The organism is Yoonia sp. 67-2 (genome assembly GCF_035117555.1).
Classification (GTDB): Bacteria; Pseudomonadota; Alphaproteobacteria; order Rhodobacterales; family Rhodobacteraceae; genus Yoonia.
The window spans coordinates 1-15,328 of the sequence record NZ_JAYKPK010000020.1 but is presented as its reverse complement, the minus strand read 5'-3'; the positions used below and the strand labels follow the sequence as shown (position 1 = coordinate 15,328).

The window sequence follows — 15,328 nt, the reverse complement described above, 5'->3', positions numbered from 1 at the left end:
CTGCGGTTCTCTTCCTCCATGGCTTTCATCTGGCTGACCATGGATGCATCCATGCCCCCATACTTCGCACGCCATTTAATGGGATGGATGTCTCTCCCGCCATCGGTAACGCTGCGGGTGTGACGCAGCAGAGTGGAGAGAGAAATGACAGTCGCATTTATCGGAATTGATCTGGCCAAGAATGTGTTCCAGTTGCATGGAGTCAACGCTGATGGACAAGCCGTATTGAAACGCCGCATCCGCCGGGAAGGATTGCTGGCGGAAATTGCTGAGCTTGAGCCTTGTGTCATTGGGGTAGAAGCCTGCACCGGGGCGTTTTATTGGCAACGGCAATTCGAAGCGCTCGGCCATACTGTAAAGGTGATCGCGCCGCAGTATGTCAAACCCTTCGTCAAGCATCAAAAAAATGATCAGAATGATGCTGAGGCCATTTGCACCGCCCTGATGCTGCCGAACATGAAGTTCGTGCCTACCAAGTCCGAAGAACAGCAGGACATTCAGGCCCTGCATCGGGCGCGGCGCCGCCTCGTCAACCACAGGACTGCGCTTGTGAGCCAGATGCGGGGCCTGCTGTTGGATCGCGGCATACCGATTGCCCTCTCAATCGGACGGGCGCGGCGCGCCATTCCGGAAATCCTAGAGGACCAGGCGAATGGGTTGAGCGTGATGAGCCGTGAGATCATTGGTGACCTGTTCGACTTTATGGAGCAGATCGACGCCCGGATCACTGCCTTCGATCGCCGGATCGATGCGGTCTTCAAGTCCAATGAAGATTGCCGACGGATCGCACGCATCTGCGGTGTCGGCCCAAAGACGGCGACAGCGGTTGTGGCAGCGGTAGGCGACGGCCGGGAGTTCAAGAACGGTCGACATCTGGCCGCATGGATGGGGCTGGTTCCACGACAGCATTCCAGCGGGGACAAGAGGCTGCTCATGGGGATCAGCAAACGCGGCGACAGACACCTACGAACCCTGCTAATACACGGTGCCAGATCCGTGGTCCGTGTCGCACAACGCAAGTCAGACCAGTTCAGTCAGTGGGTCAACAGGCTGCGCGAGAGACGTGGCATGAACCGTGCCATCGTCGCCGTGGCCAATAAGAATGCCCGGATCATCTGGGCCATGCTAAACAGAAATGAGGAGTTCCGCGCCGCCGTTTAAGCGCGCAACAAGGATTGCAAGACGATCAAAGAAATGAACCGACCGGCAAACTCCGGTGTGTGAGGAACCTGGCTTTTATAATGGCCTGCCAAGGCCGACCACTTGTTGAGGCTCACCACGCGGAATTCCCATTTGGGCGCACCATCGACCGGTGACGCCGGATAGATGTTTGCAACCTGGGACCTGGCGGCGGGACAGATCAGCGAAAAGCTTGCAATGGGAGAGACATCCATAGATGTAAAACGACGCATTGCTCATGCCATGTTCACGGCAAAGCTCGGCCACCGGCACACCACCTTCGGCTTGGCGCAGGATCGCAAGGATCTGGGGTTCGCTATATCTGGTCATCTTCATTCAAAATCTCCTCGTTCATCTTGCCGAGAAAATTCTACTTCCGCAGCCCCTTACTTTCGGGGGGGATTACCCTTCTACCCTGGAACTTCAAGCCGTCAAGCTGAACGGCCGGTGGTGCCCAGAGACCGCTTACGTAAATGTCAGCTCTGATCCGATACTGTGTCAAAACTCAGTTTCGGAGTATCTGGCGAGAACATCTTTCTTGGTAATCAGAATATTGCGGCCATGGACAAAACAAAATCTCCCAAGGCGGACGTCAGAGAGAGCGCAATTCCGCAGTCGAACATGCTCGAACGAGTTTTGCCACAGCCTCGGCCGATTGAGGATTGAGGATTGAGGATTGAGGATTGACAGGATTTGGTTGGATGCAGTGAAAATCTGCCTTCGAAATGGCCACCACAAGCAGCCAGAATCAGATAACGCTCCAAACAAAACAATGAAGGCGGATTACAACTGCTTCGCATCTGAGCATTCAAGCTTCAAGCAAGTCTTGAATCCAAGGATGTTCACTATCTCGCTCAGCGCGCAACAGAAAGTGCTTTTCGCCGCTATACTCGGTTGATCGGTCCATTGCTGAGAGAATCTCCGCAGCCTTTTGCTTGAAACGTTGGTGACCTGCTTGCTCTGTTCCTATTCTCAGGTACAGCTGCTTGGCTTCTTGAATCAACTGGACAAAACGAATAGCTTCTGCATGTCGTGCCTTACAAGTTGGTTCGTGATGCAGGTGAAATATTTCAATCGATGCCTCAACTCGTAGCTTCTCGGTCGCAGCCTGAGAAGCTGAGCACGGTTTCCCATTTTCGAGCTTGCAGCCAAGCAGCCTCCAATCAGTAGGATCACAAGGGTCGAGGAGAAGGGGATGTTCTTCCTCACATGGCCCCTCACTGTAGACCCTCTTTGATTCATCAAGAAGAGGAAAGCGGTCAGCTTTTCCTCCTTCGGTCTCACCCTTCACATTAACTCGGCGCTCATTGCAGTACCTGCAGGAGTAGCGAAAATTTCTATATTCAAACGCCAGCCATCGATAGCCGGAGTGCGGGTTAGTTGTGTCACGGACTCTACCCTTCGGGCGGAAGTGATCGACAGCATTATCGTCTCGCAGACATCTTGTTTCACAATACCAGCATTTCTCGTCAGGGAACAAATCGGCGAGGTTGTGTTTAAGAACCCTCCAAACGTCAGCATGGTCATCTGGATTATCACCAGCCCTTACGGCTTCTTTCGCTGCAGCCGCTCTTGCGAGCCAGTCATCAGGTAGCACAAGCAGATTGATATTAATGTTTCTCAATTGCTCGCCTCAGTGTCAGATTCTCCGGCCTCGAGCAGTTCGGAGATAAGTCGTGTGGCAATCTCCTCTCGTTCTGAGCGAGACAGCGACGCAGTATTATCGACGATTGTGTCAATATCATCAGTCTCAAACCTCTCGCGGAGAAGAGCACCTCGAACTTGCAGATACCGCGAGTATTCGGCATCAGGGTGAAAGAAACGAAATCCAAGGCGGTCGAGCTTTTCATTGATAACATCGAGTGCAGCTTGCTGATCCTCAGTTAACCTCTCAAAGCCAGCATATATCCGTTGCTGTTCGAGCAACTTTTGGGTCGGTTGGTCGAGCGTTGATGCGATGCCGAACATATCGCTCGTAACAATCGCAGCATATCCGAGTCCCCGAGGGTCCATTTCGGGATGTACAGCGATTATCTGCCGACCGTCTCCTGATTTCGACAGGCGAAGAATTTGGACTTGTTCTTTGACCAGCTCAGCAATTGACATGGGGTTGTGAGTGGTCAGGAGAATATGGCTGTCGACGCGCTCATCGCCATTCTCGCCCGCGAACCGTCGCAAATACCCCAGATAATCGACAGCCCAACGTGGGTTGAGATGTGTGTCTGGTTCATCCAGGAGGAACAAGCTCTCACTTTTTGCGGTGAACCTGAGAAGGCCAAGAACCGTGAAAAGTTGCTGCTCACCTTCGCTCAATTCGCGAAAGGTGACCGTGCCGTCCCCCCCTTTTAGACGCACCCTAATGCGCACTTCCTCAATCATCTGAGAAACATGGGTGCTTTCTAAGTCTCGAAAGAATTCAGCAGGTCTTTGATCCCCGACCAGCTGTTTCAGCGACGCGATATCCTTCACAAACAGATACTTGAACTCGAGCGTCTTATTGTTCCAGAGGGAAACTGGAACGCTTCTACTAGTTTTAATAGGAGCAAGCGCGATATCTTGCAGGCGTCCCAAGAAATCAGCAACGACGCCTTTCGCATACCAGAATCGCGGATCTCCTTCTTGGGATTTCCAAGGAGGCTGTCGCAGCACGAAAAGCACTGACTCAATTCCTTCATCAGGATCGATACCGAGGTGCTCGGTCAAGAAGTCGCGCACGTCGCCTGATTGCTGAATCAAGAATGCCAAAAGCACAAACTGGCTATGTACGGGCAAGGCATAGAACAGACGCTTCAGGCCAGGATCTTTGCCTTGGCGGAGCTGCCTGTCGAAACTTTCCAAGTATGGCTTAAACACCTCGTAGAGCCGCTCACTTTCACCTGAATAGTACCCGAAGACATAGTGGGGAAGATGCTTGGCCGGCTCGTCGAAGAATGCCTTGAGCGAGATTTTTTTGCCTCGAAGCGCCGACGTTTCCGGCTCGCCCTCTATGAAAGATGTGAGCGTCCCTTCGCCTCTTGCTTCGCTTTCGGTAGCAACATGGATGATGAGTGTTTCCTGAACACGATCAGGATCTGCGTCGACATTGATATGCAAAGTTTCTTCGCTACTGCCCATCCGATATGTCAGGTTGTATGCGAAACTTGGTTTGCGATTGCCTTGGATTAGATCGCGAAATATTATGCTTAGTGCTTCGATGACATTGGATTTCCCGGTACCATTCCACCCGATCACAACGGTGATCCAATGGTTCTGATCAAAGTCAATCGTGACATCTTTCAGGTTCTTGAACCTGTGGGTTGGGCTATCCTTGGGACTCCCGACTGTGATCTTATCCAAGCGCATAAGCTTTAGGCTGCCTTCAGGCGAAGGCGATCATACAGCTTACGCCCTTGCTTATCATTGACGGGCTCTGTCTCGAGTTTGCCGTCTTTTTCTAGGCGCCGAAGTTCGGAATAGAGCGCCTCAATTTTCTCTGTTGAAGCTTGAGGCCCTATCCCGCAGAGTTGAAATGCATCCTGCGCAGAGATCCAACCTCCAGCTTCGGCTAGGGCCTCTTGAAGGTTTTTTACCATCGTCTTTATCTCCCTAGGGGGCGCTATTAGTCCCGGACTGCGACCCCGATTCTTGTTCGGTGTGGCGACTCTCTCTGCTTTAATGCGTTGGAGCATTGCACTTGCTGGTTCATCATTTGGGTCCTGCGGCACGAGTTCACCTTGAAACGCCTTGATAAGTATCGCGGCGTCGAGCTTGGGGAGTAGCCGCTCAGCTATGGCGTGGTTCGATGCTATCAGATCCATTGATCCAATAGAGGACTCTATTCGCCGAACTATTTCGGCTTGTTCTTCTAGAGAAGGAACGGGGATCATGTATCGTGCGAGGCCTGCCTTACCAATGTGCTGAATATTCACTCCTTTGGTGCTATTTACGAATCTCTCGCTCAATGCTGTAAGCAGGAGGTACCAGTAGAGATATTTGCTGGAGCAATGCCGTGGTCGCACACGCAGTACAGTATTTTGGTAACAGCAGTTGGGAATTTCGTCGCGCCAGATTACTGGCTTCCCGACTTCCTTTGCACTCCCCGAACCTTCGTTAAGGAGTACATCACCATATTCGAGCCGAAAACGTTCGAATTCCTTAGCGTCAAAATTCATTTTCTTCACATCACTGGTGTCGATGCCTTCCCATGTGATGTTTGCTGAACGGATATAGGGTCGCATGTCTGGACCCTCATGGTTCTGCGGAGACCGTTGCCGGCCAAGCTCTACGTCTCCTACTTCGTCAACCCGCTGCCATTGCCAATTCTCTGGTGTTTCCCAGAGGGCGTTGGAAGAAGTGGTTCGCAGGGAGTGCATTCCACTCTCTTTGCGCCAGTCCGCCGTCAAATCGCCGAAAAAGGCTAGTTCGAGAATACGCTCCTTGTATTGGGCGATGAGGGTGGGGATGCGGCTTAGATCTTTGCGGGCGCGGGCAGTGCGCGCGGTCAATCCATCTACCTTCAACACGATCCTGCCTTGCTCGGCTAGCGGGGCTATTGGAATTTGATACCTCTTCAGCCAATCCGCTGGAACTCGCTGCTGCCCAACTGCACCCGACATTACTGCTTGCGCATCGTTACGGAACGTCTTTTGACGTATAAAGTGCCATAGGTACTCAGGCTTGATTGCCCCATTAGCGCGAAGGACATGGAACTCTGTAGATCCCATGCCTGTGCCATTCGTAAGATCCCTCGCGACCGCTGACTTGCCGTTTTCCATGGAAGGCGTAATCTTGGCGAAGATTACATCCCCATCTCGAAAATGTGTGAAGCCCTTCGAGACCTCATTGTATTGTCTGTCAATTGGTGCAGCTATCGTGCCTGAGACTTCATCGACGGAAGCCATCGGCACGAACGACACGAGGTCATCGCCAGTCAGTTCTACGTTTTTTCGAGGATTAACTTCAGCAATTTCACTGATCGGAACATTTTCCCAAGTTGTCGGATGGCCACTCATGCTTCAGTGTCCGCCGTCTCAGCTAGCTCGTAAGCCACGGCTTCGATCTCATTGAGTGCGGATCTGAGGTGGCTCATAATCGCCTCTGCAATCTCATCAAGATTGGTTGAGCCTTCGTCGGCCTTTTCTACGTCCTCACGTAACCAACTGATGTCCAGATTGTCGTTTCCTGTGGCGATTTCCTCGCGCGTGAACTTGCGGAAACGGCCTTCAACGCCCTCATCCTTACGCCTTGCCTTGCCAAATGCATCATCGCCAAACGCCTTGACGAATGGAGCAAAGTCTTTATCGGTGAGGGGGCGCGTTTTGCCGAAGCTCGGCATCTGCGCACGCATGTCATAAAACCAGACCTCTTTTGTCGAGTTGGTTGCTTCCTCGCCGATCTTCGTGAAGAAGATCACGTTCGTATTGACGCCTTGTGCATAGAAGATTCCGACAGGAAGCCGCACGATGGTGTGTAAGTCACATTGGTCCATCAACCAGGTGCGAATTTCACGTCCGACGCTTTCTTCAAACAGAACGTTGTCGGGCAACACTACTGCAGCTCGACCTCCAGTTTGCAGCGACTGAACTATGCGCTGAAGGAACATAAACTGCTTATTTGATGTTCTGTAGGGCAAGTCTTCCCGCCGTGCCCTCGCCCCTCCAACGCTGGTGCCGAAGGGCGGATTGGCAATAATCACGTTAGGTGAAGCGAGCTCTTCAGCATCGTGTGTCAACGCATCGCCATGAATAACTTTCCCGTCCATTCCGTGCAAAAAGATGTTCATGAGGCACAAGCGGTACGTGTCCCCTTCGATCTCAACTGCTTGGAAGTGCGGTGGATTGCTAGCATAGGCGGCGTTGTCGTACCGTTCAATGATGTACCTTTGCGCGGAAATGAGAAATCCGGCCGTACCTGCAGCTGGGTCTTGAATCGTCTCGCCCAGATCCGGTTGCAACACTCGGACCATCGCGTCTACTAGCGGTCGGGGAGTGAAATACTGCCCGGCACCAGAGCGGGCTTCAGATGCATTGCGTTGTAGGAGGCTCTCGTAAACAGCGCCGAGACCATCCGAGAGTGCTTCGTGCCAATTTATTGCGTCGACACCCTCCACAACTTTGCGCAAATTCTCCTCATGATTGAATACCGTTGTCGGGAAGCGAAAGATCTCTCGGACTATTTCTTCTTTTGCGTCTTCACCAAGGCTCGTAAGCATTTTGCGGTAGTAGCTTAGCATGTTGGATTTGGGCTGTGAGCTTAAATCCTTCCAGCGACACCCCTCAGGCAGAAGGTCCTCCCTTCCGGTTTCAGAGGCTACTTTCAAAAAGAGCAAATAGGTCAGTTCTGACAGATATTTATGATAGACGACTCCATCGTCACGGAGCACGTGGCAGAGAGACCAGATTCGTTTCGATGTTGCTGCGATAGACATGTCCGTATGCTTACGATGCCCCGACGGATGTCGCAACGCTCTACACGCGCTCCGAAGTCGGTTCAACCGAAGGCGTCGTGCTCTTAGATCGCCTTCGGGCCTTCGCGTCCACACAAAATGAATGTGTGAAACGCGTGTAAGCGCACATTGGCTCCAAGGGAGCCTAACGGCTGCTATGGGCCGAGGCTGTGTGGAAACCCGGTGACGCGGCAGGAGCAGTGGGTTTTTCGTGAGGTTGGGCGGCGTCTCCCTCAGTCGACCTTCATGTCGTCGACCGTCCGCGCGGACGGCCTTCGGATGCCTTCCACGAGCACACTTGACCGCTCGGCGGCTGTATCATCCCGGGATTGCCTGCATGAGCCGGCGGATGCCGATCAGGTTGATCATCCTCTTGATGTTATAGGCCAGCACGTTCAGCGCCATCTCGGTGCGCACGTTCTTCAGCCGCCGCGTCAGGAAATGGGTGGTGCCCATCCAAGCCTTGATCGTGCCGAACGGGTGCTCGACCGTGCAGCGGCGAAGCGTCATGGGATCAGGGTCACGGCGCAGCCGGCTGCCCATACCATCGATCAGATGTTCACGCTCCCACCGGGAGATCCGCCGTTCCGTGCCGGTGGTGCATTTGCTGCGGAGGGGGCAGGTCTGGCACTGGTTGATCCAGTATCGCCGGACCTGAACGCCGCGTTCTTCAGTGGTGTAGCGGTAGATCAGCTCTTCGCCCGCCGGGCAGACATAGACGTCGCGCCCGGCGTCATAGGTGAAGTCGGCCTTCACATACATCCCCTTGGCCGCGTTGCCGGAGGTGGCCGGGCGCGGCACGGTCGTGGTGATGCCAGCCTCATGGCAGGCCAGGATCTCGGGCCCGCTGAAATAGCCCTTGTCGGCGATGGCATGCAGGTCCGCGCGGCCGAGAGCATCCTTCGCTGCGGTCGCCATCGGGCTGAGCTGGTCGCGGTCGAAGCCCTGGTTGGTCACTTCATGCGCGACGATGATGTGCGTCTCGGTATCGACCGCGCTCTGGACATTGTAGCCGACCATCCCGCTGTGCCGGGCGCTGGTCGCCATGGCACGGGCATCCGGATCGGTCAGGGAAATCTGGCCGTCCGGCGCATCGGCCAAGGCCTTGTCCATCGCCTTCAGCCGGGCGATCTCCTGCCGGATGCGGCCATAGCGACGGGCAAGGTGGGCCACCTTGACCTCCCGAGCCTCGCCCTCTTCCTGTCGATCAATGCGGACCATCTCGGTGATGTAGTGTTCGACATCGGCCTCCAGATGCGCAAGGCGGCTGGCGATCTTGCCCTTGGTGAAGTTGCGGTCGCGGTTGTTGACGGCTTTGAATTTGCTGCCGTCGATGGCGACGCAATCGCCCTTGAGCGTGCCAATCTGGCGGCAGAGCTCGACGAATTGCGCGCAGGTCTTGCGTATGCCTGCGCTGTTGTCGCGACGGAAATCCGCGATGGTCTTGTGGTCCGGCATCAGGCGCCCGGTCAGCCACATCACCTCGACATTCCGCCCCGCCTCACGCTCCAGCCCGCGGCTGGACGGGACGCGGTTCAGATACCCGTAGATGAACAGCTTGAGCAGAACCGCTGGATGATAGCCGGGCCGCCCTGTCCGCGCCGGAGCTGACCGACCGAACCCAAGGCCCGGCAGATCGAGCTCATCCACGAAGAGATCGACGACGCGGACCAGACTGTCCTCGCCGATCCAGTCCTCCAGCCGGTCCGGGAAAAGCACCGACTGACCCCGGTCCACACCCTCGATGAATCCCACCATCTGCGCCTCCCGCTCGCCTGCGGAAGTCTACCACAGCGGGCAGTTTCCACACAGCCTCGGCCGAAAGTGACGAAGGTCGTAAGATAGTGCCGGACCCACTGGTGCACGTGGTGCTTTGTACCCAAGCCGCCGCTTAGCTGCGACCGGGCAGGACGACTCTCGGGACGTCTTGCTGCGGGTTGCGGCCCTCAACCGCAAGTGACCATATCCGCCTTGCCCGCCGGGAGGCCTGCGGAGAGCAAAACAGGGAGAGAGAGTAGCCCAGATCGGCAGTCGTTTGCCGGATGGACAGTCGACCGGCTGCGATATCTGCTTTGACCAGAGATTCAGGCAGCACGCCGCGACCCGCACCCGCAATACACTGTGCCCTTATGTCGGCAGCCATGCCATGAGGAACTTCGACCGTTGCGGATAGTGCCACGCGGCAGGTGTTCCATATCTGCCCGATATAGGTAAGCGGATGCGAGACATGAAGCGGCATCTCCGTGTCCCGCGCACCGGCAGGCTCAACGATCACCAGCCTGTCTGACGCGATGCAGGCCGGCTGGAACACCCTGAACGCCTCATCAATCGGAACGCGCAGATGTCGTGTCACGAGGGCAAGATTGGTTTCCGACCGCGTCAACATGCGCGCTGCCATGTCGTGAATAATCCTGCGGCTTCGAAGCCCGTTTCACTTGGACAGCGGTGGCGTTAGAAGGCGGGCATGATCGCGATCCCCCTTCCGTTCGTTCTGGCGCTTCTGCTCCTTGTTCTGCTGGGTTTCGTGCTGGCCCGACAGGGTGCTGAATCGCGCCGCGTCGCGGGTTTCCTGGGGCTTTGCATCGCCTTACTGATCGTAGTCGGCCTGCGCTGGACCTACGATCTGGCGGTCTTGCGCTTCCTGCAACCCATCGTCGCGGCGCTGGTGCCACCTGCGGCATGGGTCTGCTTTGCGCCGTTGCGCGGCGGGCGGTCCTTTCCGGTCTGGCTGCACCTGGCACCGGCGCTCGCTGTGCTCATCTGCTCGGCGCTCTGGCCCTGGATCCGTCTGCCGGTCGACGGGCTTCTGGCCGCCCTGTTCCTGGGATACGGCGTTTCGCTCGTACGCCTCGGCCTGCGCGGCGCGGACGGGCTTCTCAACGCCCGGCTGACCTCGGCGGCATCGGCGGGTCAGGCCGGGACGCTGGCGGGCGGCGTCCTGGTCTTTTCGGGCCTTGTGGATGCCTTGATCGCGCTGGATTTTGGGTTCGGCAATGGCAGCCATGCCGCAAACCTGGTCAGCGCGGGCAACCTGCTGATGCTGCCGCTGATCGGCGCCATCATGGTGCGGCTGGCCGCGAGCGCCCCCGGTGTCGATACGGCCTCCCGCACAGAGGCAGAGCCACCTGCCCCACCCGCCGCCAGCCTTGAAGATGCGCTGGTGCTGCAGCGGATTGACCGCCTGCTGACAGAAAAGCACCTCTACCGCGACCCCGACCTGACGCTGGAACGGCTGGCCCGCCGCGTGGGAATCCCCGCCCGGCAAGTGTCCGGTGCGATCAACCGCAAGCTTGGCCGCAATGTCTCGCAGGTTATCAACGAATGGCGCATCCGCGAGGCGATGCAGCTTCTGGATGACACGGAGGCCCCTGTCACCCAGATCATGTTCGACTGTGGCTTCCAGACCAAATCGAACTTCAACCGCGAATTCCGCCGGGTGGCCGGTGCCTCGCCCAGTGAATGGCGGGACCGGCCCCGGAACAGGGCTACCTGACCGTCAGGTTCTGCCCAAGGAAGGCGAGGATCTCGTTGGCCAGCTCGGCATGGATATCCTGGCGCGACCGCGTGCCGCCATCGCGGCAGACGATGCCGTCGCCCGGATCTTCCTCTTCGATCATCGCCTCGGCGCCCGGTTTGCAGATATGCATGAAGCTGAAATGCATCGCATCGGGGATCATCCACAACCGTGCACTGTCGGCGGGCAGATGCTCGGCCAGCCAGCCAGACTCGAGCTTGGCGGGCAGATCCCCGATATCCACACCCGCACCGATGATCAGCGCGGGCGTGTCGATGGCGCTGAGGCTTTCGGGGGTGAAGCCGCGCGCCAATCCGAGGTCCAGCGAGACAAAGGCACCCAGGCGCGGATCCGGCATCACGCTTTCGATGGCAGGATCGTTCAGACCCAGTTCCTCCGACAGGGAACAGGTCCGCGGGTTGGGGTTCCGTGCGCAATCCGCCGCGAACTGATCAGGGGCAAAGCGGGCCCCGGCCAAAGCGGCCACGGTCCACCCGCCCAGAGAATGGCCGATCGCCGCGATCCGGTTGGCATCGACAAGCCCGGCCAAGGCCGGGTTGGCGAGCAGCGCATCGGTAGCACGGCTCAGATCATGCGGGCGCTCGAACAAGGCCGCGGCCTGCTCGGGATCACGGTTGAAGGTGGTGGTCCCGGGATGATCGGGCGCGGCCACGACATACCCGGCATCGACAAGCCGTTCGGCCAGCCAGTTCAGGTTGCGCCAACTGCCGCCATAGCCATGCGACAGCAGCACCAACGGATGATCACCCGCCTCCGGCGCAGCATCGCGCAGCACCGGAATTCCGAAGAAGGCGGCATTCTCGCCCACCGTCTCGGCCGTGCCCCGATCCTCGGTCGGATACCAGAGCGCGACCTCCAGCGGGCGGTTCCCCTGCGGGTCAAGCGTGATCTGGCGAAAGGCGGTCTCGGCTGTGGAAAGGGTTGGGATCGAGCCAAGCAGCAGGAAGATGAAGGGAAGGGTTGATCGTGACATGCACTTGTTCCTTTGCAAGCAATGCCACCGGGATAGGCGCAGCAGATCGGTCCCGAGACCTTGATCACGATTGAGGACGTGCAGGCAGCGGACGCGCCGCGCCGACAGAACACACAGAGCGGCTGCCCATGCCTGTCGCCCGGCCCGCCCCCCTGCCGCCATAGGCAAGCTTTGCAAGCGGCTATGCTGCGGCAAGCGAAGTGTCATGCAGAAACACGGATTCCTGGAAATCCCCGATCCTCCGCTATTCAACGGGCCCTAGCAGCCATGACGGAGAATGCTGCCATCCTGTCAGCCCGGATATGCTGCGCCGTCGGCTTCGACACTTGCCTTGTGCCAGCGGCGTGGGCCATGCTGAGAACCAGCCTTCATGGGGCAGCACGGGGACCCGAACCAACGCGGCATAAGCGTATGCGCATCGAGATGGATCAGAATTCAGGAGTGTTTGCCGCCGTTGTTTACGACGAGGGGTTATCCGTTCCTACGACGCGGCACGAAGAGACGCGAGCAACATCCCCTCAACCCGCTGTTTTTCCATGTGGATTTTCCTTGAGGAATGACGTCAGCCTGTCATCCTTTGCTTTGCACAGTTCGGCGCAACGGGAAGGGATGGCTCACGCGTGGCACGTCAACGGCACACCACAGCAGAGACTCTGCAACTGGTCGTCGAAGCGACGAGCGCTGATGCAACGCGCATCGCACCCACCAGATCCGATCCCCGCCCCGCGGATCTGGTTCGCCTTCTGGCCCGACAGGCCGCGCGGGATTTCGTCAATGCTGAGACGGCACGCCAGGAGCGGGACCGCCTCCCTAGGTAAGGAGGCCGCCGCATGAAGGTTGCGCTTTACGCCCGTTATTCTTCCGATAACCAACGTGATGCATCCATTGCCGACCAGTTCCGCATGTGCCGGCTTCATGCAGAGAAGCAGGGCTGGCAGATTGTTGAGGAATATTCGGATCACGCCATCTCAGGCGCCTCACTGCTCCGTCCGGGCATTCAGGCCCTGATATCCGATGCCTCTCGCGGCCGGTTCGACATGATCCTTGCGGAGGCGATGGACAGGCTGTCGCGTGATCAGGAGGATATCGCCGGCATTTTCAAGCGCATGTCCTATGCTGACGTGAAACTGTTCACCCTGTCCGAAGGCGAGGTCTCACATCTGCATGTCGGCCTCAAGGGTACGATGAATGCGCTGTTCCTCAAGGATCTGGCCGACAAGACCCGCCGAGGGTTGCGTGGCCGTGTCGAGAACGGCAAATCCGGCGGCGGGCTGTGCTATGGCTATGACGTGGTGCGGACATCCGATCCGGATGACCGGGGACACCGCAAGATCAACGCGGCCGAAGCGGCTGTCGTAAGGCGCATCTTCAAGGATTACATCGGCGGCCAATCTTCCCGGTCCATCGCGATGGCCCTGAACAGCGAAGGAATACCCGGCCCGCAAGGCAAGGAATGGGGTCCTTCAACCATTCACGGCAATCCCAAGCGCGGGACCGGCGTGTTGAACAATGAACTCTACATTGGCACGCTGGTCTGGAACCGGCTGCGCTATCTCAAGGACCCCGACACCGGACGCCGGGTCTCGCGTCCGAACCCGGAAAGCGACTGGGTGATACAGGATGTGCCTGATCTGCGCGTCATCGAACAGGACGTCTGGGAGGCCGCGAAGGCGCGACAAGCGAGCCTCGCCTTTGGTGAACGCGAGAGTACAGCCAATCCGATGAACCCGAGGCGCCGGCCAAAGCACCTCTTCGCTGGCCTCATCAAATGCGGTTGCTGTGGCGGCGGTTACTCAATGATCTCCAAGGACCTGCTCGGCTGTTCCACGGCGCGCAACAAGGGAACGTGCGACAACCGTGTGAATATCCGGCGCGATGCGCTGGAAGCGTCGATCCTGAACGGTCTCAGAGAGCACCTGATGGAACCGGAACTATTCAAGGAGTTCTGCGCCGAGTTCACCAAGGAGGTGAACCGGCTGCGCATAGAGCGGGGTGCGGATATTGAAGGATGGAAGAGCCAGTTGGAGCGTACCGATCGGGAACTGGCCAAGCTGTTGTCCGCCTTGAAAGCCGGTGGCCCGATTCAGTCGATCGTCGATGAGATGAAAAAACTTGAAGCGCGCAAGGCGGAACTGATCGAACTCTTGGCCAATGCCGATGACCCGCCTCCCCTGCTGCATCCGAACATGGCGCAGATCTATCAGGATCGGATCAGCCAACTCTACGAGAACTTGCAGCACGAAGACGAGCGGACGCAGGCGGCCGAGGTGTTCCGGACGCTGGTCGATCAGGTGACGCTCATTCCCGAGGACGGCGAGTTGGCCATCGTCCTGCGCGGTGATCTTGGCGCCATCCTGCAGTTTGCAGCCGGAAAGAAAAACCCCGACTTCCTTGCGGAAGCCGAGGCTTTGGACAATCTTCTATCGCCGGGATCGTTGGTTGCGGGGACACACAACAGACGATCTCTGCGGAATGGATCTGGGAACGCAAAAACCTCCGCGGCAGGTGCCTTGGAGGTTTCGCAAGTATCGTTGGTTGCGGGAGTAGGATTTGAACCTACGACCTTCAGGTTATGAGCCTAAACACTAGCGATTCCAATAACTTAGGCATTTCAACAACTTACGCACTAAGCCGCTGATTCTACGCCTTTTCCTTATCTGCATTGAGCTGCTTTCAGCGATATTTGGCAGCAAACTTAGTGCGGAACATGCATTCATGGGTTGATGTGGCGTTGATGTGAGCCGGTTATGGATTAAGCGTTCCGACACTTCCAACTGTCAGTCGGCCGTCGCGCTTTGCGGGCGGTCCGCTCCGCCTTAGTTGTCGGCAAGCCATTGAAGAGCTATTCATTTTTGGGGCATGGCCTCGATTTTTCCTCCCAGTCAATCTGAAAGCAACAATTTATCAATGTAAAACAATCTCTTATGACACAGAACATGATAGATCAACTCTCGATGCAAACACCATTGAAGTCGTTCCGGAAATCGGGCGACACTCAGCCTCAAGAATCATGCAGCCGCGCTGGCTCCTCGTAAGGCTTTAGTATGGCTGAAAAAAGTATTTCCTTTCGATCACATCTGCAGTCAAACACAGCCGATTTACTAGGCAAGGCGAATGTTGATTGTACTTATACAGTAAGACTAGGCCGTGTTGACAAAAGGGATTCACATCGGGCCGCAGGCATGATTCAAACTGGTATCTGCAATGGAGACCAGCT

At 56.9% G+C, this 15,328-nt stretch carries 10 protein-coding genes and 1 pseudogene; 3 read left to right on the top strand and 8 right to left on the bottom strand.

Features of this window, described 5'->3' with window-relative positions:
• Positions 1-144: 144 nt before the first annotated feature.
• Positions 145-1,161 (top strand): IS110 family transposase, encoded by a 1,017-nt coding sequence (locus VOY09_RS18160; protein ID WP_322896379.1) that lies wholly within the window; start codon positions 145-147, stop codon positions 1,159-1,161.
• 237 nt (positions 1,162-1,398) lie between these two features.
• Here VOY09_RS18160 and VOY09_RS18155 read toward each other — a convergent pair.
• The 7 genes and pseudogenes from VOY09_RS18155 to VOY09_RS18125 all read right to left on the bottom strand — a co-directional run.
• Positions 1,399-1,515: pseudogene (locus tag VOY09_RS18155) on the bottom strand (transposase); the annotation flags it as partial.
• Between the two features lie 472 nt (positions 1,516-1,987).
• On the bottom strand, positions 1,988-2,803 hold the full coding sequence (locus VOY09_RS18150; RefSeq protein ID WP_322896283.1) for a hypothetical protein: 816 nt from the start codon (positions 2,801-2,803) through the stop codon (positions 1,988-1,990).
• A complete protein-coding gene (locus VOY09_RS18145) occupies positions 2,800-4,521 on the bottom strand; it encodes an AAA family ATPase (RefSeq protein WP_322896281.1) in 1,722 nt (573 codons plus the stop codon). The genes VOY09_RS18150 and VOY09_RS18145 overlap by 4 nt, the downstream gene beginning before the upstream one ends.
• Positions 4,522-4,526: 5 nt before the next feature.
• Positions 4,527-6,170 (bottom strand): restriction endonuclease subunit S, encoded by a 1,644-nt coding sequence (locus VOY09_RS18140; RefSeq protein ID WP_322896279.1) that lies wholly within the window; start codon positions 6,168-6,170, stop codon positions 4,527-4,529.
• Positions 6,167-7,585, bottom strand: coding sequence for an N-6 DNA methylase (locus VOY09_RS18135; protein WP_322896277.1), 1,419 nt, complete (start codon positions 7,583-7,585; stop codon positions 6,167-6,169). The genes VOY09_RS18140 and VOY09_RS18135 overlap by 4 nt, the downstream gene beginning before the upstream one ends.
• A 336-nt stretch (positions 7,586-7,921) precedes the next feature.
• Positions 7,922-9,361 (bottom strand): IS1182 family transposase, encoded by a 1,440-nt coding sequence (locus tag VOY09_RS18130; RefSeq protein ID WP_322896275.1) that lies wholly within the window; start codon positions 9,359-9,361, stop codon positions 7,922-7,924.
• A 133-nt stretch (positions 9,362-9,494) separates the two neighbouring features.
• Positions 9,495-10,001 carry a hypothetical protein gene (locus tag VOY09_RS18125; protein WP_322896273.1) on the bottom strand — a complete coding sequence of 169 codons (507 nt, stop codon included), beginning with the start codon at positions 9,999-10,001 and terminating at the stop codon, positions 9,495-9,497.
• 66 nt (positions 10,002-10,067) lie between these two features.
• Here VOY09_RS18125 and VOY09_RS18120 point away from each other — a divergent pair, with 66 nt between their 5' ends.
• Entirely contained in the window at positions 10,068-11,096 is a 1,029-nt protein-coding gene (locus tag VOY09_RS18120; protein ID WP_322896271.1) for an AraC family transcriptional regulator, read from the top strand.
• Here the strand turns inward: VOY09_RS18120 and VOY09_RS18115 are convergent.
• Positions 11,089-12,111 carry an alpha/beta hydrolase family protein gene (locus VOY09_RS18115; RefSeq protein ID WP_322896270.1) on the bottom strand — a complete coding sequence of 341 codons (1,023 nt, stop codon included), beginning with the start codon at positions 12,109-12,111 and terminating at the stop codon, positions 11,089-11,091. The two genes, VOY09_RS18120 and VOY09_RS18115, sit on opposite strands and share 8 nt — an antisense overlap.
• 830 nt (positions 12,112-12,941) lie before the next feature.
• Here VOY09_RS18115 and VOY09_RS18110 point away from each other — a divergent pair.
• Complete coding sequence (locus VOY09_RS18110; RefSeq protein ID WP_322896268.1) at positions 12,942-14,687, top strand: recombinase family protein; 1,746 nt, start codon at positions 12,942-12,944, stop codon at positions 14,685-14,687.
• Positions 14,688-15,328: the final 641 nt, after the last annotated feature.

What these genes read in the sequence shown, in the direction of transcription:
- VOY09_RS18135 (WP_322896277.1), bottom strand. Translation starts at nt 7,585, where the DNA reads ATGTCTATCGCAGCAACATCGAAACGAATCTGGTCTCTCTGCCACGTG.
- VOY09_RS18125 (WP_322896273.1), bottom strand. Translation starts at nt 10,001, where the DNA reads ATGGCAGCGCGCATGTTGACGCGGTCGGAAACCAATCTTGCCCTCGTG.
- VOY09_RS18130 (WP_322896275.1), bottom strand. Translation starts at nt 9,361, where the DNA reads ATGGTGGGATTCATCGAGGGTGTGGACCGGGGTCAGTCGGTGCTTTTC.
- VOY09_RS18140 (WP_322896279.1), bottom strand. Translation starts at nt 6,170, where the DNA reads ATGAGTGGCCATCCGACAACTTGGGAAAATGTTCCGATCAGTGAAATT.
- VOY09_RS18120 (WP_322896271.1), top strand. Translation starts at nt 10,068, where the DNA reads ATGATCGCGATCCCCCTTCCGTTCGTTCTGGCGCTTCTGCTCCTTGTT.
- VOY09_RS18110 (WP_322896268.1), top strand. Translation starts at nt 12,942, where the DNA reads ATGAAGGTTGCGCTTTACGCCCGTTATTCTTCCGATAACCAACGTGAT.
- VOY09_RS18160 (WP_322896379.1), top strand. Translation starts at nt 145, where the DNA reads ATGACAGTCGCATTTATCGGAATTGATCTGGCCAAGAATGTGTTCCAG.
- VOY09_RS18115 (WP_322896270.1), bottom strand. Translation starts at nt 12,111, where the DNA reads ATGTCACGATCAACCCTTCCCTTCATCTTCCTGCTGCTTGGCTCGATC.
- VOY09_RS18145 (WP_322896281.1), bottom strand. Translation starts at nt 4,521, where the DNA reads ATGCGCTTGGATAAGATCACAGTCGGGAGTCCCAAGGATAGCCCAACC.